The following is a 21,322-nucleotide window of genomic DNA, read 5'->3' as shown; positions in this document are numbered from 1 at the left end:
GAGCAGGATCACAGGTCGCCGAACTCCGCCGGGCGCACGGGATTTCCGCGCAGTTCACCGATCTCGTGGTCGAGACCGACTTTGACGAATCGAGCCGAGATCCGCGAGCCGAGTCGGGTCGGTGCCTCGTCGGCATCCCGGACCGCGTTGCGCAGGATTTCGCGCACTTCCTCTTCGGTACTGCGGCCGTGTCGGCGGGCGCGCTGGACCAGCTTTTGCTTGACGTCGTCATCAAGCTGACGGATCAGAATCTGGGCCATGCCAGAATGATATCGTGCTATCACCTGTGGGCGCCGAACCAGGTGGTCAGGGCATCGCTCAATCCGGCGGCTGACCCGTCGCCGACCCAGGCGACGTGCCCGTCCGGACGGATCAGCACCGCATCGGGTGCCGCCACCGCGCCCAGCACCGGCAGCTCCCACGGGCCGTCGTAATCGGCATCGAGCGCTGTCACCCGGTCAGCCCACACGGTGATATCGAAATCCCACGCGGCGCCGAAGTTCAGCAGGACCCCGCGACCGTCGTGCAGCAGCGTGAAAACCCGCAGTGGGCCCGCCGGCGTGGACACCTCCAGGTCAGGCATCCGCCGGCCTACCAGCGGATGACCGCCGCCCAGGTCATAGTGAATGTCCAAGCCGCACATCATCGCCGCGGTCCGCCGACGCGGCTCGTCGAGGCTCAACAGTTCGGCCATGGTGTCGCGCAAGGCGTCCACCCGCGGGCCGGGCTCCAGCAGCGTGCTCTGGGCCATGGTGTTCTGCAGTACCCGGGCGCCGACCGGATGACGCTCGGCGTGGTAGCTGTCCAGCAAGCCTTCGGGGGAGGTCCCGGCGAGCACCTGAGCCAGCTTCCAGCCGAGGTTCACCGCATCTTGGACACCGGTGTTGAGGCCCTGCCCGCCGGCCGGGGAATGCACATGTGCGGCATCGCCGGCCAGCAACACCCGCCGGTCCCGGTAGCGTTCGGCCTGCCGGGTCACATCGGTGAACCGGCGGACCCAGCGGACATTGTGCAACCCGTAATCGGTACCGCGCCGCGAGATCAGGGCCTGACTGACATCGTCTTGGGTCGGCTCTTCACCGGACTCCAGCTCCGGCGCGGTCACCATCACCCGCACCGGCCCGTCGGCCTCGAGGCGAAAGAACGAGTGGATGCCGACGTCGTCGCGGTGCAGCCCCCACGGCGGCTCGTCGGTCAGATCGGCCTCGGTGATCAGGCAGATGGCCGTCGGGTCCCAACCGGGAAAAGCGATTCCGGCCATCTTGCGGATCTGGCTGCGCCCGCCGTCGCACCCGACCAGATAGTCGGCGCACAGCGCTGTGCCGTCGGAGAGTTCGACGTCGACGCCGGAGTCGTCCTGGGCGAAGCCGATCACCTCGCGGCCGTGATAGATCCGCACACCCAACTCGTTGACCCACTCCGCGAGCGTGCGCTCGATGCGGTACTGCGGCAGCCCCACGGTGTAGTTGTGCCGGGTCGGCAAGTCGCTGATGTCCAACATGATCCACGCGAAGTGGCAGATCTGGCCGATGCGCCCCTGCGCCAGGAACCGGTCGACGATTCCCCGTTGATCGAGGACCTCGATGGTGCGCGGGGTGATGCCGCCCGCCCGCGACCCGATCAGGTCATGGCCGTCGCGTCGCTCGACGATCACCACGTCGACCCCGGCCAATGCCAGCTCACCGGCCAGCATCAACCCGGTCGGGCCGGCGCCGACGATCACCACCTGATGCTGCGTCATCGGTCCTTCATGAACCCGATCGCGGTGTAGTCCAGATCCGCTAGCCCCGGCGCCCCGAAGTTCGCCAGCGAACTGCGCACCGCCACATTGCCGGTGGTCTGAATCAGCGGCAGGCTAAATCCCTCGGCCCACAGCAGCGAGTCGACTTCGTTGGCCCGCGCCCGCGCCACCGCCGGGTCGAGCGCCTCCAGTGTCTCCTCGATTTTGGCGTCGATGGCCGGGCTGCCGATCTTGCCGAAGTTGGCCTCCCCGTAGGACGCGGAGATCTGGTTCAGCCCAGCCAGCGGGAAAGCGTCACCGACCCAGCTGAATTGGGCGATGTCGAAGTCGCCGACGTTGACGTAGTCGGTGAAGAAGCCGCCACCGGCCTTGGCGTCCAACTGCAGCTTGACCCCGATCTGGGCCAGATTGTGCTGGGCCACTTGGGCGAACTGCCGGGTGCTCGACGCGTCGTAGAACAGGTGGCGGATCACCAGGGGGCGACCGTTCTTCTCCCGGAACTTTCCGTGCAGCTTCCAGCCGAGCTCGTCGAGTTCGCGTGCGGCACGCTCGGGGTCGTAGGCCACCACCGCACTGTTGTCCTGGTAGCCCTCCTGGCCGGCGACGTAGATGTGGTTGTTCAGCGGCACCGGGTCGGCGGTCAGGCCGCGCTGGGTGACCTTGGCGATGGTGGACCGGTCGATACCGCGCATGACCGCCAGCCGCAGCGCCTTGTCGGACAAGATCGCCCCCGGCGCCCCGTTGAAGGTGAAGTGGTTCCAGGCCGGGGTCGGCGCCCGCCGGATCGCGATGCCCTCGGTGCGGCGTGCGATCGTCAACTGATCCAGGGTGGCCACCCCGGTGGCGTCGATGGTGTGGTTCTGCAGCGCCGGCATCCGGGCGGCCTCGTCGAGCACCAGGTAGGTGATGGTGTCCAGCTTCGGCTTGCGACCCCACCAATCCGGGTTGCGGACCAAGGTGATTCGCTGGCTGGTGCGATCCAGGGTTTTCAGCACGAACGGCCCAGCCGACGGGCCCGGCCTGCTCAGCTGAGCCTTGTTGAAGGTCTGCGGGTCGGAAGTCATGCTGGCCGGCAACAACATCGAGTTGCCCGCGAACATGCCCCGCCACTCCGCGTAGGGCTTGGCGAAGCGCATGACGGCCTGCCGGTCGTCAACACCGCGGGTCACCGAGGCGACGCGCTCGGCGCCATTGGTGGTCGCGATCGCGTATCCGCTGTCGGCCCCGCTGGTGGCATGGATCTGGCTGGCGATGTCTTTCCAGCTCAGCGGTGTCCCGTCGCTCCACACCGCTTTCGGGTTGATGGTGTAGGTGACCACCTGGGGGTTGGTGCCGGTCAGCTCCACACTGGTGAAGTAGTCGGTGTCCACCGTGGCCGAGCCGTCCGGTCCGATGGTGAACGCCCGCGGCATGGTGGCCTTGAGCATGGCGGCGTTCTCGGCCAGGTTTCCGTCGATGTGCAGCGGGTTGAAATTCGGCGGGAACTGCGTCATCGACAGCCGCAGGTTGCCGCCGTCGCGCAGCTTCGCCGGGTCTTGCGGGTTGATGTCGCTGGCGGTCCCGACCGCGGCGGTGCCCTCGGGCGCGGTGATATCGACTGCCGCGCAGCCGCTGAGCGCCAGGCCGAGTGCCACGAGCGCCGCGAGATTCCGCTGACGCAGGTAGCCACTCGCACTTTTCCTGCGTGAACGCGATCTCGCGAAGAGCCTGTTCATGAGTTCACCACCGGTTGTGGCACCGCGGCCAGCAGCCGCCGGGTGTAGTCGTGTTGCGGATCGCCGAACACCTGATCGGCCTCGCCCTGCTCGACGATCGCCCCGGCGAACATCACCGCGACCCGGTGCGCCAGGTGTTTGACCACCGAAAGATCATGCGACACAAACAGGTAAGACAGCCCGAGTTGCTGCTGCAGATCCAGCAGCAGGTTGATGATGCCGGCCTGAATCGACACATCGAGAGCGGACACCGGCTCATCCAGCGCCAGGATCTTCGGCTGCAACGCCAAGGCCCGGGCGATGCCGATCCGCTGCTTCTGCCCGCCGGAGAACTCCGAGGGATAGCGCAGCGCGTCGCCGCGGCGCAGCCCCACCAGCTCCAGCAGCTCGGCGACCCGGGTATGGATGGCGGTCTTGCCGGAGCCATTGGCACGCAACGGTTCCGCCAGCAGGTCGAAAACCGGCAGCCGTGGGTCCAGGGAGGCGACCGGATCCTGGAACACCACTTGCAGATCACGCCGCAGGGCGCGACGGCCATCACGCTTCAACGCCGCGACGTCGGTGCCGAGCACTTCGATCGACCCGGACTGCGGCGCGGTCAGCTCCAGGATCTGGTGCAAGGTGGTGGATTTGCCCGAACCGGATTCGCCGACGATCCCCAGCGTGCGGCCCTGCTGCAACTCGAAGCTCACCCCGTCGACGGCGCGCACCTCACCGGCGCGCCGGCGCAGCACACCCTTGGTCAGGGGGTAGGTCTTGACCAGGTCGCGGACCCGCAGCACGACCCGGGATTCCCTGGGCACCGCGGTCACCACCTCGGTGCGCACGCCGTAGATATCGGCGGCGCTGCGCCCGCTGACCTGGTCGGTGTGAATGCATGCCGCCGCATGGTTCTCCCCGACGCTCAGCAGCTCCGGCTCAGCGGCCAGGCAGTCGTCGGCGGCCAACGGGCAGCGCGGGGCGAACGGACACCCGGTATCGACCCCGGCCGTCAAGGACGGTGGTGCGCCCGGGATCGGCACCAACCGGGTGCCCTGCTCGGCGTCCAGACGCGGCACCGAACCCAACAGTCCCACCGTGTAGGGCATCCGCCGATCGCGGTAGAGGACCTCGACGGGCGCGGCTTCGACCACCCGGCCGGCATACATCACCAGTGCGCGGTCGGCGAATTCGGCGACCACTCCGAGGTCGTGGGTGATGATCAGCACCCCGGCGCCGGTCACGTCCCGCGCGGTCTTGAGGACGTCGAGGATCTGGGCCTGCACGGTGACGTCCAGCGCGGTGGTGGGCTCGTCGCAGATCATCAGGTCCGGGTCGCAGGCGATCGCGATGGCGATCACCACCCGTTGCCGCTCCCCGCCGGAGAGCTCGTGCGGAAACGCCCGCGCCCGCTGCTCGGGCCGGCTGATCCCGACCAGCTCCAGCAGCTCCACCGCACGCCGGCGCGCCGCGGCGCGGCCCACCTTCGGCTGGTGCACCTCGATGGCCTCGGCGATCTGATCGCCCACGGTGTAGACCGGCGTCAGCGCCGACATCGGATCCTGAAACACCATCCCGATCGAGGCGCCGCGGAACTTCGACATCGCGGTGTCGCCCAGCCCGATCAGCTGCGTGCCTTGCAGTCGCACTGAACCGGACACCTGCGCATGCTCGGGCAGCAGCCCCATCACGGCCATCGCCGCCGCGGACTTCCCGGAGCCCGATTCGCCGACCATCGCCACCACTTCGCCGGCTTCCACGTGATAGCTGATACCGCGCACCGCACGCACCGCGTCGGGGCCGGAGCCGAACGTCACAGCCAGGTCGGCGACTTCCAGCAGGGTGCTCATCGGCGATCCCGCAGCGTTGCGGCATCGGGGTCCAGCGCGTCACGCAGGCCGTCCCCGGCGAGGTTGGCGCAGACCAGGATCGTGATCAGCACCCCGGCGGGGAACAGGAAGACCCACGGGAAGGTGATGGCCGAGGCGGTGCCGTCGGCGATCAGGGTGCCCAGCGAGACGTCGGGCGGTTGGATGCCGAAACCCAGGTAACTCAAACCGGTTTCGGCCAGGATTGCCACCGCGACGTTCAGTGCGGTGTCGATGATCAAGATGGACGCCACGTTGGGCACCACGTGGTCGATGATGATGCGTCGGCTCGAGACGCCCATATACCTTGCGGCACGGATGAATTCACGTTCCCGCAGGCTCATGGTCAGCCCGCGCACCATGCGGGCGCTGATCATCCAGCTGAACCCGGCCAGCAATAGCACCAGCAGCGCGATGTTGCCGCTGTTCTTGGTGCGTGGGGTGATGATCGCGATCAGGATGAAGGCCGGCACCACCAGCAGCAGGTCGACCAGCCACATCAGCACGCGGTCGCGCCATCCGCCGAAATACCCCGAGATGGCTCCGACGGTCGCGGCGATCACCGTGGAGATCAGCGCCACGCACACCCCGATCAGCATCGATTTCTGCATGCCGCGCAGGATCTGGGCGAGCAGGTCTTGGCCCAAGGCGTTGGTGCCCAACCAGTGTCGAGCGCCCGGCGGCACTAGCAGCGCGTCGTAGTCCAGGTCGGTGTAGGAGTAGGGCAGCAGGGCCGGCAGCGTGTAGCAGCCGACGAACATCACCGCCAGCAACGCCAGCGCCCCGACCGCGCTGCGGCTGCGCAGGAAGCGGCGCAGCACTAGGGTGCGCCGCGAGGCGAACTCGATCTCGGGACTCATGACACCCGCACCCGCGGGTCGAGCATCGCGTAGATGACGTCGGAGAGCAGCCCGGCCAGCAGCACTACCGCACCGGAGAACACCGTGATGGCCGCGACGATATTGGTGTCCTGGGTCGCCACGCCCTGCACCACCCATTCGCCCATGCCGTGCCAGCCGAAGATCTTCTCGACGAACACCGCGCCGGTGACCAGGCCGGCCACCCCGTAGGCGAACAGCGTCGCCATCGGGATCAGCGCGGTGCGCAGCCCGTGTTTGAACAGGGCACGCTGGCGGGTCAGCCCCTTGGCTCGTGCGGTGCGGATGAAGTCTTGGCCGAGCACGTCGAGCATCGCGTTGCGCTGGTAGCGGCTGAAGCTGGCGGCCGCGCCCAACGCCAGGGTCAGCGACGGCAACACCAGGTGCTGCAGCCGATCGGCCAGCCCGGGCCAGAAGCCGGTGACCAGGCCGGGGGAGGTCTCGCCGGTGTAGTCGAACAGTTGGGCGCCCAGCGCCCAGTTCACCCGCAGCGCGCCCAGGATCACCAGGTTGGCCAGCACGAAGGTCGGCACCGAGAGCACCAGCAGCGCCGCCATGGTGATGACCCGATCGGAGAGCCGGTACTGGCGCACCGCGCCCCACGCCCCGGCCACCACGCCGATCGCGGTGCCGGCCAGTGAACCGACGATCAGCAGCCGCAGGCTGACCCCGACGCGCCGGCCCAGTTCCCCGGAGACCGGCTGGCCGGTGACGGTGACGCCGAAGTCGCCGCGCACCGCATGGCTGGCCCAGTGCGCGTACCGCAGCGGAATGGGCTTGTCCAGGCCCAGTTCGGTGGCCTTGGCGTCGATCACGGCCTGCGGCGGACGCGGATTGCGCTGCATGAGGCTGTCCAGCGGGGCGAAGGCCAACGAGGTCAGGCAGAACGTCAGGAACGAGGCGAGGCCCAGCAGCACCAGGTAGTTCAGCGCCCGGCCGGCCAGAAACCGCGTCATGGCCAAAAGGGTAGAGGGTCCCCCACCGGCGCGAGCGCGCGTGTCTGCCCGCGACACACCGGGGCAATCTGTGCATCCACGCACGTTTGCGCCGGGTCAGGCGCCGTCGGGGGAGGACTTTTGCGTGATTTTTACCCGTGAACTCCGCGGGCCCGTTCACTAGGCTCCGCTGCACCGCGACAGAGGAGAAGACCTGTGACCGTCACCGATGACTACCTGGCGAACAACGCCGAATACGCGAAGACCTTCACGGGTCCGCTGCCGATGCCGCCGAGCAAGCACGTCGCGGTCCTCGCCTGTATGGACGTGCGCCTGGACGTCTACCGCGTGCTGGGGCTCAACGAGGGCGAAGCGCACACCATCCGCAACGCCGGGGGCGTGGTCTCCGACGACGCGATCCGTTCCCTGGCGATCAGCCAACGACTGTTGGGCACCCGCGAGATCATCCTGATCCACCACACCGACTGCGGGATGCTGACCTTCACCGACGACGACTTCAAGCGCTCCATCCTGGAAGAGACCGGCATCCGCCCGACCTGGGCGGCCGAGGCGTTCCCGGACCCGGTCGAGGACGTTCGCCAGTCGCTGCGGCGGATCAAGGCCAGCCCATTTATCACGGCGACCACGTCGCTGCGCGGGTTCGTCTTCGACGTCGCCACCGGCAAGCTCGACGAAGTCCGCCTGTAACGGCAGCCCCGCCAGGGGCGGGCGCACAGATCACATTGACAGCGACACGGTGCGGCTGGTTGCATGACCAGTCATAACCAACAAAGATGGTAAATCTCACCAAGATTATCGGGTATCCCTGGCAAGGAAGTCATGACCAGTAACGTCACTGCGCCCCCCGAAGCCGCCATGGCCGGGCGCTATCAGCTCACGCACCTGCGCACCCTGGAGGCCGAGGCCATCCACATCATCCGGGAGGTGGCGGCGGAGTTCGAGCGTCCGGTGCTGCTGTTCTCCGGCGGCAAGGACTCCATCGTCATGTTGCATCTGGCCGTCAAGGCGTTCGCGCCGGGCCGGCTGCCGTTCCCGGTCATGCACGTCGACACCGGCCACAACTTCGACGAAGTCATCGCCGCGCGCGACGAGCTGGTCGCTGCGACGGGGGCCCGGCTGGTGGTCGCGTCGGTGCAAGACGACATCGACGCCGGACGGGTGGTCGACGACGGCCCGTCGCGCAACCCGCTGCAGACCGTCACCCTGCTGCGGGCGATCCGCGAGAACAAGTTCGACGCCGCGTTCGGCGGCGCCCGCCGCGACGAGGAGAAGGCCCGCGCCAAGGAGCGGGTGTTCAGCTTCCGTGACGAGTTCGGCCAGTGGGAACCCAAGGCCCAACGGCCCGAGCTGTGGAACCTCTACAACGGCCGGCATCGGGCCGGCGAACACATCCGGGCATTCCCGTTGTCGAACTGGACCGAGTTCGACATCTGGTCCTACATCGGCGCCGAGGAAATCGCCTTGCCGTCAATCTATTTCGCGCATCAGCGCAAGGTGTTCCGGCGCGACGGCATGCTGCTGGCCGACCACGAGTTCCTGCGCCCCGTCGACGGCGAAGAGGTGTTCGAGGCCTCGGTCCGGTTTCGCACCGTCGGTGACGTCACCTGCACGGGCTGTGTGGAGTCCACGGCGTCCACCGTCGAAGAGGTGATCGACGAGACCGCGGTCTCGCGGCTGACCGAGCGCGGGGCGACGCGCGCCGACGACCGGATCTCTGAAGCAGGCATGGAAGACCGCAAGAGGCAGGGGTATTTCTGATGAGTGCGGCAACCACGCTGCTTCGAATCGCCACGGCCGGATCGGTCGATGACGGCAAGTCCACGCTGATCGGACGGCTGCTGTTCGATTCCAAAGCCGTCATGGAAGACCAGCTGGCCTCGGTCGAGCGCACCTCCCGCGAGCGCGGCAATGACTACACCGACCTGGCGTTGGTGACCGACGGTCTGCGCGCCGAGCGCGAGCAGGGCATTACCATCGATGTCGCCTACCGCTATTTCGCAACGCCCAAGCGGAAATTCATCATCGCCGACACCCCGGGGCACATCCAGTACACCCGCAACATGGTGACCGGCGCCTCCACCGCCCAGCTGGCGATCGTGCTGGTCGACGCGCGGCACGGCCTGCAGGAGCAGTCCCGCCGGCACACCTTCCTGGCCTCGCTGCTGGGGATCCGCCACATCGTGCTGGCCGTCAACAAGATGGACCTGATCGACTGGGACGCCGGGAAATTCGAGGCGATCCGCGACGACTTCCACTCCTTCGCCACCCGCCTGGACGTGCACGACGTCACGACCATCCCGATCTCGGCGCTGCTCGGCGACAACGTGGTGACCAAGTCCGACAAGACCCCCTACTACGACGGTCCGGCGCTGCTGTCGCATCTCGAAGACGTCTACATCGCCGGTGACCGCAACCTGGTCGACGTGCGGTTCCCGGTGCAATACGTGATCCGCCCCCAGACCCACGAGCACGCCGACCACCGCAGCTACGCCGGCACGGTGGCCAGCGGTGTGCTGCGTCCCGGCGACGACGTCGTGGTGCTGCCGTCGGGCAAGCCGAGCCGGATCGCCGCGATCGAGGGTCCCAACGGCGCAGTGGACGAAGCGTTTCCGCCGATGGCGGTCTCGGTGAGCCTGGCCGATGACATCGACATCTCCCGCGGAGACATGATCGCCCGCACCAACAACCAGCCGCGCGTCGTGCAGGACTTCGACGCCACCGTGTGCTGGATGGCCGACGGTGCGACGCTGCAACCGGGCAACGACTACATCATCAAGCACACCACCCGGACTACTCGGGTGAAGGTGATGGCGTTGGACTACCGCCTCGACGTCAACACCTTGCACCGCGACAAAGATGCAAACACGTTGAAGCTCAACGAGCTCGGGCGCGTCTCGCTGCGCTCGCAGGTGCCGCTGATGCTCGACGAGTTCACCCGCAATGACGCGACCGGTTCGTTCATCCTGATCGACCAGGCCACCAACGGAACCGTGGCCGCCGGCATGGTGCTGCGCGACGTGTCGCCGCGCGTCGCGAGCCCCAACACGGTGCGGCACGAGTCGCTGGTGGCCGCGACCGACCGGTTGTCCAAGGGCCGCACCGTGTGGCTTACCGGCCTGTCCGGTGCGGGCAAGTCATCGGTGGCCATGCGGGTCGAACAACTGCTGCTCGAAAGGGGCACGCCGGCTTACGTTCTCGACGGCGACAACCTGCGGCACGGCCTCAACGCCGACCTGGGTTTCTCGATGGCCGACCGCGCCGAGAATCTGCGCCGGCTGGCACACGTGGCGACCTTGCTGGCCGACTCCGGTCAGATCGTGTTGGTGCCGGCGATCAGCCCGTTGATCGAGCATCGCCAGCTGGCCCGTCAGGTGCACACCGACGCCGGGTTCGACTTCGTCGAGGTGTTCTGCGACACCTCGTTGGAGGAGTGCGAGCAGCGAGACCCCAAGGGGCTGTACGCGAAAGCCCGCGCGGGCCTGATCACCCACTTCACCGGTATCGATAGCCCGTATCAGCGGCCGCGCAATCCCGACGTGCGACTGAGCTCGCAGGACAGCGTCGACGAGCAGGCCCGTCAGGTCATCGCAGCGATCGACGCCCGAGCGTGAACGATCACCAGCTGGCCGCGCACCTCGCCGCCGAGGCGGGCCGGCTGCTGCTGCGCGTCCGCGAGGAGCTGGCCGACGCCGGCGACGCGGAGCGCAAAGCCGCCGGCGACCAGCGTTCGCACGACTTCCTGATGGCCGCACTGGCCAGCGAGCGGCCCGACGACGCGGTGCTGTCCGAGGAGGGCGCCGACAACCCGGTCCGGCTCAGTGCCGAGCGGGTGTGGATCGTCGACCCGCTGGACGGCACCCGGGAGTTCAGCGAACTCGGCCGCGACGACTGGGCCGTGCACGTGGCGCTGTGGCAATCCGGCGAGTTATCTGCCGGAGCGGTGGCCCTGCCGGCGCGGGGCATCACGCTGGCCACCCCATCGGTTCCCGCGCCGCCCGCCTACCAGGGTGCGCCGCGCATCGCGGTGTCGCGCAGCCGCCCGCCCGCGGTCGCCGAAGCGGTCCGTGAGCGACTGGACGGCGTGCTGGTGCCGATGGGCTCGGCGGGGGTGAAGGTCGCCGCCGTCGTGCAGGGCACGGCCGATGTCTATGTACACGCCGGCGGGCAGTACGAGTGGGACTCGGCCGCCCCGGTGGCGGTGGCCCGGGCCGCGGGCCTGCACACCTCGCGCATCGACGGCTCACCGCTGGTCTACAACCGGCCCGACCCGCTGCTGCCCGACCTAGTGGTGTGTCGCCCCGAATACGCGCAAGCGGTGCTCGCAGCGATCAGTTGACCCGCCAGATGGAAGAATGCTCGCAATGCGCATGTCGGCCAAGGCGGAGTACGCGGTGCGAGCGATGGTCCAACTGGCCACCGCGGAGCCCGGCGCCCTGGTCAAGACCGACGAGATAGCGGCCGCGCAGGGCATTCCGGCGCAGTTCCTGGTCGACATCCTGTCCGATCTGCGCTGCGACCGGCTGGTGCGCAGCCAGCGCGGCCGCGACGGCGGCTACGAGCTGGCCCGCGCAGCCACGGCGATCAGCGTCGCCGACGTGTTGCGCTGCATCGACGGCCCGCTGGCCAGTGTTCGTGACATCGGCCTGGGTGATCTGCCCTATTCCGGTCCGACCGCCGCATTGACCGACGTATGGCGGGCGTTGCGGGCCAGCATGCGCTCGGTACTCGAGCAGACCAGCCTGGCCGACGTGGCGTCGGGCGATCTGCCCGCGCACGTCGCCGACCTGGCCGCCGACTACCGCGCCCAGGAGCGCCAGCGCGGCCATTCGGCGGGCTAGCCCGTTAACTGGGCGAGCCTCGCTAGCTGCCTGAGCCGTACGGCCGAGTGAGGATCTCCAGATAGTGACCGCCGGGATCGCGGAAATACACTCCGCGCCCGCCGTGGTTGTGGTTGATCTCGCCCGGGCGCTCACCCCGCGGGTCTGCCCAGTGCTCCAGGCCGCGTTCGGCGATCTTGGCGTAGATCGCATCAAAGTCGGACTCGGAGACCAGAAACGCGTAGTGCTGCGGCCGAATCGGTTCGTCGGCGGGCACGTCGGCGTAGTCGAGGCTGGCCTGATGGTCGAGTGCGACGACCGCGAAGTGACCGAGCGATTGCGGCGCGGGCAGGCCGAACAGCTCGGCCAGAAACGCCGCCGACGCCTGTTTGTCGTGCGCGGCCACGATGGTGTGGTTGAAGGAAATGCCCATTGCTCAAGTGTCGGCCGCGTACGGCGACCGTGCCACAATCGCGGTCATGCAGGTGGGAATGACCATGCCGGTGATGGAACCGGACCTGGACGCAACGCTGCTGCGGGACTGGGCGCGCACGATCGACGACGGGCCGTTCTCGTCGCTGTGTTGGGGCGAGCGGATCGCTTTCACCAACCCCGACAGCCTGACCCTGCTGGGTGCGCTGTCGGCGTGGACCGAGCGGGTGCGGCTGGTGACCACGGTCATCGTCCCGCAACTGCACGACCCCGTCCTGCTCGCCAAAGCGCTGGCGACCGGCGACCTGCTCAGCGGCGGCCGGCTCGCCCATCTTCTGCCTCGCCGGATCGGCGCCGACCGCACGGTAGTCCTCGTCCCTGCCGCCTATACCGAGCCCGACGGTCAGCCGACCGCCGCTGAGCATGTCCCCGTTCGCCCGCGCTTTGGCGAGCAGGACGCGGGGGAGAAGCTCACCGAGTCGGTGCTGCCGGTCGGGCCGGCGCCGACCCAACCCGGCGGGCCGCCGCTGTTGGTCGGCACGATCGGCCCCAAGACGGTGCGTAGCGCGGCGAGCTGGGCCGAGGGCCTGGCCGGCATCACCATGGACCTCGACGTCGCCAAGCAGAACGAGCTGTTCGACGTCGCCCGCGACGCCTGGCAGCAGGCGGGCCGGGCCAAGCCGCATCTGGCGACGTCGTTCTGGTTCGCGTTGGGTGATCGTGAGCAAGCCCGCGATCAGGTGCGCCGGCACCTGCTGCGCTACATGAACTGGATTCCCGCCGAGTATGTCGAGGCGATGGCCCCGACCACCGGCTGGGCCGGCAGCGAGGACGAGTTGGCCGAGGTGCTGCGGGCGTTTGCGGCGGTGGGCACCGGTGAGGTCCATCTGATTCCGACCAGCTCTGACCTGGGCCAACTGCGCTGCGTCGCCGATGTGGTCGCCGATGTGGTCGCCGAGGTCAGCCGGGCGGGCTGAGCGGGCAATCCGCTGGTTTCGACACCGTCACGGATGCGTCTCTATCGTCCCCTGGAAGCCACACGAGCCCCAGAAATCACTATCGTCACAGTGGTGCGAGGCCCGGGGGCGGGTCCTGGGAAAGGTGTGACATGTCGGCGACACGTCGAATCGTCTCGGCGGCAATGGTGCCGGTGGTCGTCCTGGGGATGGTTGCCGCCAGCGAGCTCGCGCCGGCGAGCGCGGCCACCTGCAACGCCCCCGAAGCCAACGTCGACCCGCCGCCGGGCTCCCCGACCACCGGAGCCGGCCAGCTGCCCACCGGGCGCCGGCCCCGCGGCACCAACGATCAAGCGCCGTTGCCCAAACTGGGCCCGCTGATCGCCGCGCTGATCAACCCGAACGGCACGATTCGTCAGCAGGCCGCGGTGGTACCGCCGGCCCCGGCTCCCGGTGGTGAAGCCGTGCCGAACGTCGCCCAACCGGTCCAGCCCGTGCCGAACGCCGGCGCAGATCCGGGATTGTCGACCGCCGACGCTGGCGGCGCTATCGCCGGTTCCCAGACGTCGCTGGTGGAGTGGGTGACCGGGCCCAACGGCCCCAACCAAACCCTGCAACGCTTCGGCATCTCGGGTACCGACCTCGGAATCCCTTGGGACAACGGCGATCCCGCCAACCGCCAGGTCCTCTACGCGTTCGGCGACACCTTCGGCTACTGCCGCATCCAAGGCAAGCAGTGGCGACAGAATGTGCTGTTCCGCAGCAATGACAACAACCTGGCCGACGGGATCACGGTGGGCCCCGGAGCCGTCGGCAACAAGTACTCGGGATCGCCACTGCGGCAGCCGAATTTCTCCAAGCAGATTCTGCCCGCGGTGCAACTGGCTCCGCAGCAGGAAGGCATGATCCCCACCGCCGCCATCGGGATCGCCGGCAACCAGTACATGAACTTCATGTCCATCAAGCAGTGGGGTCGCGACGGCGACTGGTCCACCAACTATTCGGCGATCGCGGTCTCCAACGACAACGGCGAAACGTGGGGCGTCTATCCCGGGACGGTGCGGTCGACGTCGCCGGAGAACGTCCCGCGGGCGCGCTTCGTCCCCGGCAACGAGAAATTCCAGATGGGCGCGTACCTGCGCGGCAACGACGGCTACCTGTACTCCTACGGAACGCCGTCCGGCCGCGGCGGCTCGGCCTACCTGTCGCGGGTGCCCGAGCGCGCCATTCCCGACCTCACGAAATACCAGTACTGGAACGGGGACAGTGGATCCTGGGTGCCGGCCAATCCGGCGGCGGCCACCCCGGTGATTCCCGGCCCGGTGGGCGAGATGTCGGTGCAGTACAACACCTATCTGCGGCAGTATCTGGCGCTGTACGGCAACGGCGGCAATGACGTGGTGGCCCGCACCGCGCCCACGCCGCAGGGGCCGTGGAGCGCCGAGCAGACCCTGATCCCCACCGGCCAGATTCCCGGCGGCATCTACGCGCCCTACATGCACCCCTGGTCGACGGGCAAGGACGTGTACTTCACGCTGTCGCTGTGGAACGCCTACGACGTGATGCTGATGCACACGGTGTTGGGGTAGACCTGTTTGGAGCTGTGCACTCGGGCGGGATCGACAACGTCGGCATCGAGAACGCTCACCGTGCAGGTCCAGAACTGGTGGTAGCGGGTCCCAGCGGTCTGGGCCAGCATGCCGATGGCGTAGTTGGGCGTGACGGGATTCGGATACCGGGGTTGGCTGATGATGCGCACAAAGCCGTTCTGGGTGATCGCGCACGATCCCAGCCGTGTTCGATCTCGATTTCTAGCCACGTCCGGGCCCGTTCATGGTCGACATGATCGCGGTCGACCAGCGCCGACAGCACATTGACGTCCAGCAATGACCGCATCTGATTCAGACGCCCTTTTCGTCGCGAAGTCGGTCGATGAGGGCATTGGAGACTGCGGCGCCGCGGTGAGGTAGCGGAGCGAAGCCGTGGAACGATCCGTTCCGCCTCCCGGCGCGCTCGGCGAACGCGTCCAACGCGGCCAGTACCTCAGGAGAACGCCACACCCGGTTGCGGGGGCCGCTGGTGGTCGCGATCAGGATTCCCGCCTCCGCCAGCGGATTGAGGTAGCGGTGGGCGTTGGTCGATTCGATTCCCAACTCCTGTGCCAGTAGCGCTGCGTTGACGACTGGGCGGCGGATCAACAGGTCGGCGACTTTCCACACCGCCGAGTCCGACCGTGCGGTGATCGCTTCGTTCCAGTTCTCCCGGATCGCCCGAAGCTCAGCGATCAGCTCCCGCCCGTTGGCAATGGACAGGACCGCGGCCTGCGCGAAACGCTCGACGATTGGTGCCGCATTGCCCTCGCGGTAGGAGGTGAGCGCCGCGAAGTAAGCGCCGGTGTCGGCGAGCAATCCGGCGGAGATCGGCACCGTCACCTGGCGGGTCATGCCTTTGTTGCGCAACAGGGCTTGCACCAATGCGCGGCCCGTACGTCCGTTCCCGTCGGTGAACGGGTGAATGGTCTCGAACTGCGCATGGGCCAGCGCTATCTGCGGCAACGCCGGCATGTCGACGCGCTGCGCGAACGAGATCAGGTCGGTGATCGCACCGGGGATCAACTCGTGGCGCGGGCCGACGAATGTGGCACCGATAGGGGTGGAACCGCCGCCGATCCAGACTGGCTCGGTGCGGAATTCGCCAGGGGTGTGGCGGGGTTCCTTGTCCATCAGTGCGCGGTGCATCGCCAGAATGGCGTCGGTATCCACCTTCTCGGACAACGCGATTGCCGCCTGCATGGCTGCAGTGTTGGCGACAATCATCTCGGCGTTGCGCTTTGAGCTGTGACCGGACAGTTCGGCTTCGGCGATCGCGCGCGAGGACGCTGTCAGGTTCTCGATCTGCGAACTGGCTGCCGATTCGGATCGCAGCAGCACGGCGGCGAACGGCGCGATTTCACTTCCGAGTTCAGCGTCGAAGCGGGTGATCGCATGGCTGGCGGCTTCCGCTTCGGCGATGACAGACGACGGCAGATCCAGGGTCAACTCGGCGATGCCGGCCGGTACCGCGGGGTGATATGTGCCGTACTTCGGCAGCTTTGTGCTGGCGTAGCGCGCCCCCTGGGGTTCCCAACGCACGTCCTCGTAGGTGACAGGACGAAGTGAAGTCACCCGTACAGCTTAACTTCACTTAAAGGTCTAAGTGAAGTTAGATTTGATAGTTGACTTCACTTATCGCCTTAGGCGTCCAGTACCGCGCGCAACGCCGCACCCACCTTGGTGATCACCCCGGGGGTGTAACCGGGGAGGTTCATGGTGACCCCGCCGACACCGGCATCGAGCACCTTGGTTTTGATCTGCTCGGCGATCGACTCAGGGCTGCCGGCCACCGCCCGTTGAGCAATCTGGGCGGGAATCTGATCGGCGGTCAGGTTCTCGCCGGCCAGCGCGGTGAGCAGCATGGTGGTCTCCAGGGTCGCCGGGTCGCGGCCGACCTCGTCGCAGCTGCGCCGGATGGCGTCGACCTTCTGGGGCAGCTCGTCGAAACCGGTGATGAGGTTGAGGTGGTCGAAGTGACGCGCCGCCAACGGGATCGTCTTCTTCTCGCCGCTGCCGCCGATCAGCAGTGGAATATGGTCGCGGAAGCGAGGTTCGGCCATCGCTTCGCGGGTGCGGTACCACTTGCCCTCGAAGGTCGGCCGCTCGCCCTTGATCATCGGCAAGATGATCTCTAGCGCCTCGTCGAGCCGGTTGAACCGGTCGGTGAAGGTGCCGAATTCGAAACCCAACTGGTCGTGTTCGAGCTCGAACCACCCGGTACCGATGCCCAGGATGGCGCGGCCGGCACTGACCACATCCAGGGTGGTGATGATCTTGGCCAGCAGGGCCGGGTTGCGGTAGGTGTTGCCGGTGACCAGGGTGCCCAGCTGGACCCGCTGCGTCGCGGTCGCCAACGCACCCAGGGCGGTGTAGGCCTCGAGCATCGGCTGATCGGGGGAGCCCAGCATGGGCAGTTGATAGAAGTGGTCCATCACGAAGACCGCGTCGAAACCGGCCGCCTCGGCCTCGCGGGCTTGGGCGATGACGGTGGGGAACAGCTCCGAAACGTCGGTGCCGTAAGAGAAGTTGGGGATCTGGAAGCCAAGGCGAATCGTCACTTAGCCGACCTTAGGTGGCCTAAGCATCTACGGGGAGTGATTATGCTGTGCGCGAAGTGGGAATTCCGTGGCCGACTAGCTAGTCGGTTAGCTTGCCGAACCGTTGCTGCGCAGCCTGCCGAGTGGTGCCCAGTGCAACGGCGATGGCCGTCCAGGAGTCTCCGCGTTTTCGGGCTTCACGGACCGCGGCGGTCAGCTCGGCATCTGCGTTCCGGACTGATTCCACCGCTGCGACGATCCGGCGGAAAGCCTTGGCATCCCGCGCCGGGTGGGTGGCCGGACTGAGTTGATCTAGCCCGGTGTTGTCGTGAATCGCAGTCATGGTGCTCACCTCATCTCAGATATTCATAGTGCGCGGAGTACAGGTCGTCGGCGTGGATGATGCGGTCAGGGTCTTCCGCAGGGACCGCGACGAGCCCGAGCGTGGTGCCCGTCTGTCAAGTTTCCTTGCGCCGCATTCGACTGTCAAGGGTCCTTGCGGCCACCGCGCTGCGCCTCGGAATTCGTGTCACGGGGATGAGTATCGCGAGCGGCGCCGACAGGCAAGAACATGCACTTCAGAATGGGTGCCCCCGGCAGGATTCGAACCTGCGGCCTTCTGCTCCGGAGGCAGACGCTCTATCCCCTGAGCTACGGGGGCGCACGTACAAACGGGCGCCATGTGGGCTTTGACAGACTAGCGCATCAATGGCCGGACTTAAGAACCGGACGGATTCGGGGCCTGACCACGTAAGACCATAGGATGGGGCCTCGTGACCCCCGCCGATCTGGCCGAATTGCTCAAGACCACCGCCGCCGCGGTGCTGGCCGAGCACGACCTGGACACCGCCGCGCTGCCCGCGACGGTGACAGTTGAGCGGCCGCGCAACCCCGAACACGGTGATTACGCCACCAACCTGGCCCTGCAGCTGGGCAAGAAGGTGGGCGCCAACCCCCGTGAGCTGGCCGGCTGGCTGGCCGAAGCCCTGGCGAAAGCCGACGGCGTCGCCTCGGCCGAAACAGCCGGGCCCGGGTTCGTCAACATCCGCCTGGACGCCTCGGCGCAGGGCGCCATCATTGCCAACATCATCGGTGCCGGCACGGGCTACGGCCACACCGACGCCCTCGGCGGCCTCAACGTCAACCTGGAGTTCGTCTCGGCCAACCCCACCGGGCCCATCCACATCGGTGGTACCCGCTGGGCGGCGGTCGGCGACGCCCTGGGCCGGCTGCTGAGCACCCAGGGCGCGGCGGTCACCCGCGAGTACTACTTCAACGACCACGGTGCCCAGATCGACCGGTTCGCCAACTCGCTGATCGCCGCCGCCAAGGGCGAGCCGGCCCCCGAGGACGGCTACGCCGGTGCGTACATCACCGATATCGCGGCCCAGATCCAGGCCAAGGCCCCCGACGTGATGAGTGCCCCCAAAGAGCAGGCGCAGGAGACGTTCCGCGAGATCGGCGTCGACCTGATGTTCACCCACATCAAGGCCTCGCTGCACGAGTTCGGCACCGACTTCGACGTCTTCACCCACGAAGACTCGATGCACACCTCCGGCCGCGTGGAGCAGGCCATCGAGCGGCTGCGCGCCAACGGCAACATCTACGAAAAGGATGGCGCCACCTGGCTGCGCACCAGCGCCTACGGCGACGACAAGGACCGCGTCGTCATCAAGAGCGACGGCAAGCCCGCCTACATCGCCGGCGACTTGGCCTACTACCTGGACAAGCGCGAGCGCGGCTTCAACCTGTGCATCTACATGCTCGGCGCCGACCACCACGGCTACATCGCCCGGCTCAAGGCGGCTGCGGCGGCCTTCGGTGACGACCCGGCCACCGTGGAAGTACTGATCGGCCAGATGGTGAACCTGGTCCGCGACGGTCAGCCGGTCAAGATGAGCAAGCGCGCCGGCACCGTCATCACCCTCGACGACTTGGTCGAGGCGATCGGCGTCGACGCCGCCCGCTACAGCCTGACCCGATCCTCGGTGGACACTCCCATCGACATCGATCTGGCGCTGTGGTCCTCGGCGAGCAACGAAAACCCGGTCTACTACGTGCAATACGCGCACGCACGCCTGTCCGCGCTGGCTCGCAACGCCGCCGAACTGGGCCTGGCCCCCGACACCGCCAACCTGGGACTGCTCAGCCACGACAAAGAGGGCGCGCTGATCCGCAGCCTGGGGGAGTTCCCCCGGGTGCTGGAAACCGCTGCCGCACTGCGTGAACCGCACCGGGTCTGCCGCTACCTGGAAGACCTTGCCGGGGACTACCACCGGTTCTACGACAGCTGCCGGGTACTGCCGCAAGGCGATGAAGAGCCGGGCGACCTGCACGGTGCACGGCTGGCGCTGTGCCAGGCCACCCGCCAGGTGATCGCCAACGGGCTGGGCATCCTCGGCGTGAGCGCACCGGAGCGAATGTGAACGTCCACCCCGCCGGGCCGCGGCACGCCGAAGAACTCCACCACGACGGTCTGCCGCCGCGGCCTCAGACCCCGCAACAGTTGCTGCAACTCGCGCCGAACGTCTGGCCGCGCAACACCGTTCGCGACGACGACGGCGTGACGAGCATCGCCGGAGTCAAAGTGACCGAGCTGGCCGAGCAGTACGGCACCCCGCTGTTCGTCATCGACGAGGACGACTTCCGGGGCCGCTGCCGCGAGATCGCCGCGGCGTTCGGCGGCGGCGCCAACGTGCACTACGCCGCCAAAGCCTTTCTGTGCAGCGAGATTGCCCGCTGGATCGACCAGGAGGGCCTGTGCCTGGATGTCGCCACCGGAGGTGAGCTGGCCGTCGCGTTGCACGCCGGCTTCGCGCCGGAGCGAATCACCTTGCACGGCAACAACAAATCCGTTGCGGAGCTGCAGACCGCGGTCAACGCCGGGGTCGGCCACATCGTGCTGGACTCGCTCATCGAGATCGACCGCCTCGACGCCGTCGCGGCCGCAGCCGGCGTCGTGCAGGACGTGCTGGTGCGCGTCACCGTCGGCGTGGAAGCCCATACCCACGAGTTCATCTCGACCGCCCACGAAGACCAGAAGTTCGGGCTTTCGCTGGCCAGCGGCGCGGCGATGGACGCCATCCGGCGGGTGTTCGCCGCCGAGCACCTGCGGCTGATCGGGCTGCACAGCCACATCGGGTCGCAGATCTTCGACGTGGCCGGCTTCGAGTTGGCCGCGCGCCGGGTCATCGGATTGCTGCGCGACGTGGTCGCCGAGTTCGGTGTTGACAAGACCGCGCAGCTCTCGGTCATCGACCTGGGTGGCGGCTTGGGTATTTCCTATCTGCCGCAGGATGATCCGCCGCCGATGGCCGAGCTGGCCGGCAAGCTCGCCGCGATCGTGCGTGACGAGTCTGCGGCGGTCGGACTGCCCACCCCGCAGCTGGTCGTCGAACCCGGCCGGGCCATCGCCGGACCGGGCACCGTCACGCTCTATGAAGTCGGCACCGTCAAAGACGTCGCCATCAGCGCCACCGCCCAGCGCCGCTACGTCAGCGTCGACGGCGGCATGAGCGACAACATCCGTCCGGCGCTCTACGACGCGCACTACGACGTGCGGCTGGTCTCGCGCACCCTGGACGGGGCAGACGCGCTGCCGGAGCTGGCGCGGATCGTCGGCAAGCACTGCGAGAGCGGTGACATCATCGTCCGCGACACCTGGGTGCCGCACGGCATGGTGCCCGGTGACCTGATCGCAGTGGCCGCCACCGGCGCCTACTGTTACTCGATGTCGAGCCGGTACAACCTGCTCACCCGCCCGGCGGTGGTGGCGGTACGCGACGGAAACGCTCGTCTTATGCTGCGCCGGGAAACCGTCGAAGACCTGATCAGCCTGGAGGTGAGGTAGA

19 protein-coding genes, 1 tRNA gene and 1 pseudogene are annotated in these 21,322 nt (G+C 67.6%); 9 read left to right on the top strand and 12 right to left on the bottom strand.

What is annotated here, in order from left to right:
• Positions 1-8 precede the first annotated feature (8 nt).
• From BN4346_RS41000 to BN4346_RS40975, 6 genes are all read right to left on the bottom strand, one after another.
• The gene (locus BN4346_RS41000; protein ID WP_067975212.1) at positions 9-260 is read right to left on the bottom strand and encodes a FitA-like ribbon-helix-helix domain-containing protein; all 252 of its coding nucleotides are present in this window, start codon (positions 258-260) and stop codon (positions 9-11) included.
• A 20-nt stretch (positions 261-280) separates the two neighbouring features.
• On the bottom strand, positions 281-1,741 hold the full coding sequence (locus BN4346_RS40995; protein WP_067975209.1) for an FAD-dependent monooxygenase: 1,461 nt from the start codon (positions 1,739-1,741) through the stop codon (positions 281-283).
• The gene (locus BN4346_RS40990) at positions 1,738-3,375 is read right to left on the bottom strand and encodes an ABC transporter family substrate-binding protein (RefSeq protein WP_327344767.1); all 1,638 of its coding nucleotides are present in this window, start codon (positions 3,373-3,375) and stop codon (positions 1,738-1,740) included. Before BN4346_RS40990 ends, BN4346_RS40995 begins: the two co-directional genes overlap by 4 nt.
• 77 nt (positions 3,376-3,452) lie before the next feature.
• Positions 3,453-5,285, bottom strand: coding sequence for a dipeptide ABC transporter ATP-binding protein (locus tag BN4346_RS40985; protein ID WP_067975207.1), 1,833 nt, complete (start codon positions 5,283-5,285; stop codon positions 3,453-3,455).
• Positions 5,282-6,163 carry an ABC transporter permease gene (locus BN4346_RS40980; protein WP_067975205.1) on the bottom strand — a complete coding sequence of 294 codons (882 nt, stop codon included), beginning with the start codon at positions 6,161-6,163 and terminating at the stop codon, positions 5,282-5,284. The genes BN4346_RS40985 and BN4346_RS40980 overlap by 4 nt, the downstream gene beginning before the upstream one ends.
• Positions 6,160-7,137 carry an ABC transporter permease gene (locus BN4346_RS40975; RefSeq protein ID WP_067975203.1) on the bottom strand — a complete coding sequence of 326 codons (978 nt, stop codon included), beginning with the start codon at positions 7,135-7,137 and terminating at the stop codon, positions 6,160-6,162. Before BN4346_RS40975 ends, BN4346_RS40980 begins: the two co-directional genes overlap by 4 nt.
• A 195-nt stretch (positions 7,138-7,332) precedes the next feature.
• On the opposite strand from BN4346_RS40975, the gene BN4346_RS40970 reads away from it, so the two are divergent.
• From BN4346_RS40970 to BN4346_RS40950, 5 genes are all read left to right on the top strand, one after another.
• A complete protein-coding gene (locus BN4346_RS40970) occupies positions 7,333-7,824 on the top strand; it encodes a beta-class carbonic anhydrase (RefSeq protein ID WP_067975200.1) in 492 nt (163 codons plus the stop codon).
• Between the two features lie 132 nt (positions 7,825-7,956).
• A complete protein-coding gene (cysD, locus tag BN4346_RS40965; protein WP_067975198.1) occupies positions 7,957-8,895 on the top strand; it encodes a sulfate adenylyltransferase subunit CysD in 939 nt (312 codons plus the stop codon).
• The gene (gene cysC / locus BN4346_RS40960; protein ID WP_067975195.1) at positions 8,895-10,748 is read left to right on the top strand and encodes an adenylyl-sulfate kinase; all 1,854 of its coding nucleotides are present in this window, start codon (positions 8,895-8,897) and stop codon (positions 10,746-10,748) included. The genes cysD and cysC overlap by 1 nt, the downstream gene beginning before the upstream one ends.
• Positions 10,745-11,473 (top strand): 3'(2'),5'-bisphosphate nucleotidase CysQ, encoded by a 729-nt coding sequence (locus BN4346_RS40955; protein ID WP_067975187.1) that lies wholly within the window; start codon positions 10,745-10,747, stop codon positions 11,471-11,473. The genes cysC and BN4346_RS40955 overlap by 4 nt, the downstream gene beginning before the upstream one ends.
• A gap of 25 nt (positions 11,474-11,498) precedes the next feature.
• Entirely contained in the window at positions 11,499-11,975 is a 477-nt protein-coding gene (locus tag BN4346_RS40950; protein ID WP_067975184.1) for an Rrf2 family transcriptional regulator, read from the top strand.
• A 22-nt stretch (positions 11,976-11,997) separates the two neighbouring features.
• Here the strand turns inward: BN4346_RS40950 and BN4346_RS40945 are convergent, their stop codons facing one another.
• Positions 11,998-12,387 carry a VOC family protein gene (locus tag BN4346_RS40945; protein WP_067975181.1) on the bottom strand — a complete coding sequence of 130 codons (390 nt, stop codon included), beginning with the start codon at positions 12,385-12,387 and terminating at the stop codon, positions 11,998-12,000.
• A gap of 58 nt (positions 12,388-12,445) precedes the next feature.
• On the opposite strand from BN4346_RS40945, the gene BN4346_RS40940 reads away from it, so the two are divergent.
• The gene (locus tag BN4346_RS40940; RefSeq protein WP_067975369.1) at positions 12,446-13,363 is read left to right on the top strand and encodes an LLM class flavin-dependent oxidoreductase; all 918 of its coding nucleotides are present in this window, start codon (positions 12,446-12,448) and stop codon (positions 13,361-13,363) included.
• Positions 13,364-13,494: 131 nt separating this feature from the next.
• Positions 13,495-14,931, top strand: coding sequence for a DUF4185 domain-containing protein (locus BN4346_RS40935; protein ID WP_067975179.1), 1,437 nt, complete (start codon positions 13,495-13,497; stop codon positions 14,929-14,931).
• Here BN4346_RS40935 and BN4346_RS49765 read toward each other — a convergent pair.
• From BN4346_RS49765 to BN4346_RS40910, 5 genes and pseudogenes are all read right to left on the bottom strand, one after another.
• Positions 14,931-15,238 (bottom strand): annotated as a pseudogene (locus BN4346_RS49765) (TA system VapC family ribonuclease toxin); the annotation flags it as partial. The gene BN4346_RS40935 and the pseudogene BN4346_RS49765 sit on opposite strands and share 1 nt — an antisense overlap.
• Before the next feature lie 5 nt (positions 15,239-15,243).
• Positions 15,244-16,506, bottom strand: a complete 1,263-nt coding sequence (locus tag BN4346_RS40925; RefSeq protein ID WP_078058760.1) for a Fic family protein — start codon at positions 16,504-16,506, stop codon at positions 15,244-15,246.
• Between the two features lie 68 nt (positions 16,507-16,574).
• Entirely contained in the window at positions 16,575-17,492 is a 918-nt protein-coding gene (locus BN4346_RS40920) for an LLM class F420-dependent oxidoreductase (protein WP_067975174.1), read from the bottom strand.
• Between the two features lie 79 nt (positions 17,493-17,571).
• The gene (locus tag BN4346_RS40915; RefSeq protein WP_067975366.1) at positions 17,572-17,814 is read right to left on the bottom strand and encodes a hypothetical protein; all 243 of its coding nucleotides are present in this window, start codon (positions 17,812-17,814) and stop codon (positions 17,572-17,574) included.
• Positions 17,815-18,059: 245 nt separating this feature from the next.
• A tRNA-Arg gene (locus tag BN4346_RS40910) sits at positions 18,060-18,132 on the bottom strand.
• A gap of 112 nt (positions 18,133-18,244) precedes the next feature.
• Here BN4346_RS40910 and argS point away from each other — a divergent pair.
• A complete protein-coding gene (gene argS, locus BN4346_RS40905; RefSeq protein ID WP_067975172.1) occupies positions 18,245-19,897 on the top strand; it encodes an arginine--tRNA ligase in 1,653 nt (550 codons plus the stop codon).
• Positions 19,894-21,321 (top strand): diaminopimelate decarboxylase, encoded by a 1,428-nt coding sequence (lysA, locus tag BN4346_RS40900; protein WP_067975169.1) that lies wholly within the window; start codon positions 19,894-19,896, stop codon positions 21,319-21,321. Before argS ends, lysA begins: the two co-directional genes overlap by 4 nt.
• Position 21,322: the final 1 nt, after the last annotated feature.

Origin of the sequence: Mycolicibacter icosiumassiliensis (genome assembly GCF_900078685.2) — a bacterium.
Taxonomy (GTDB): domain Bacteria; phylum Actinomycetota; class Actinomycetes; order Mycobacteriales; family Mycobacteriaceae; genus Mycobacterium; species Mycobacterium icosiumassiliensis.
The sequence above is the reverse complement of the archived record's forward strand: the minus strand, read 5'-3'. Positions and strand labels throughout refer to the sequence as shown.

What these genes read in the sequence shown, in the direction of transcription:
- BN4346_RS40945 (WP_067975181.1), bottom strand. Translation starts at nt 12,387, where the DNA reads ATGGGCATTTCCTTCAACCACACCATCGTGGCCGCGCACGACAAACAG.
- cysD (WP_067975198.1), top strand. Translation starts at nt 7,957, where the DNA reads ATGACCAGTAACGTCACTGCGCCCCCCGAAGCCGCCATGGCCGGGCGC.
- BN4346_RS40935 (WP_067975179.1), top strand. Translation starts at nt 13,495, where the DNA reads ATGTCGGCGACACGTCGAATCGTCTCGGCGGCAATGGTGCCGGTGGTC.
- BN4346_RS41000 (WP_067975212.1), bottom strand. Translation starts at nt 260, where the DNA reads ATGGCCCAGATTCTGATCCGTCAGCTTGATGACGACGTCAAGCAAAAG.
- BN4346_RS40995 (WP_067975209.1), bottom strand. Translation starts at nt 1,741, where the DNA reads ATGACGCAGCATCAGGTGGTGATCGTCGGCGCCGGCCCGACCGGGTTG.
- BN4346_RS40985 (WP_067975207.1), bottom strand. Translation starts at nt 5,285, where the DNA reads ATGAGCACCCTGCTGGAAGTCGCCGACCTGGCTGTGACGTTCGGCTCC.
- BN4346_RS40975 (WP_067975203.1), bottom strand. Translation starts at nt 7,137, where the DNA reads ATGACGCGGTTTCTGGCCGGCCGGGCGCTGAACTACCTGGTGCTGCTG.
- BN4346_RS40915 (WP_067975366.1), bottom strand. Translation starts at nt 17,814, where the DNA reads ATGACTGCGATTCACGACAACACCGGGCTAGATCAACTCAGTCCGGCC.
- BN4346_RS40950 (WP_067975184.1), top strand. Translation starts at nt 11,499, where the DNA reads ATGCGCATGTCGGCCAAGGCGGAGTACGCGGTGCGAGCGATGGTCCAA.
- BN4346_RS40940 (WP_067975369.1), top strand. Translation starts at nt 12,446, where the DNA reads ATGACCATGCCGGTGATGGAACCGGACCTGGACGCAACGCTGCTGCGG.
- cysC (WP_067975195.1), top strand. Translation starts at nt 8,895, where the DNA reads ATGAGTGCGGCAACCACGCTGCTTCGAATCGCCACGGCCGGATCGGTC.
- BN4346_RS40980 (WP_067975205.1), bottom strand. Translation starts at nt 6,163, where the DNA reads ATGAGTCCCGAGATCGAGTTCGCCTCGCGGCGCACCCTAGTGCTGCGC.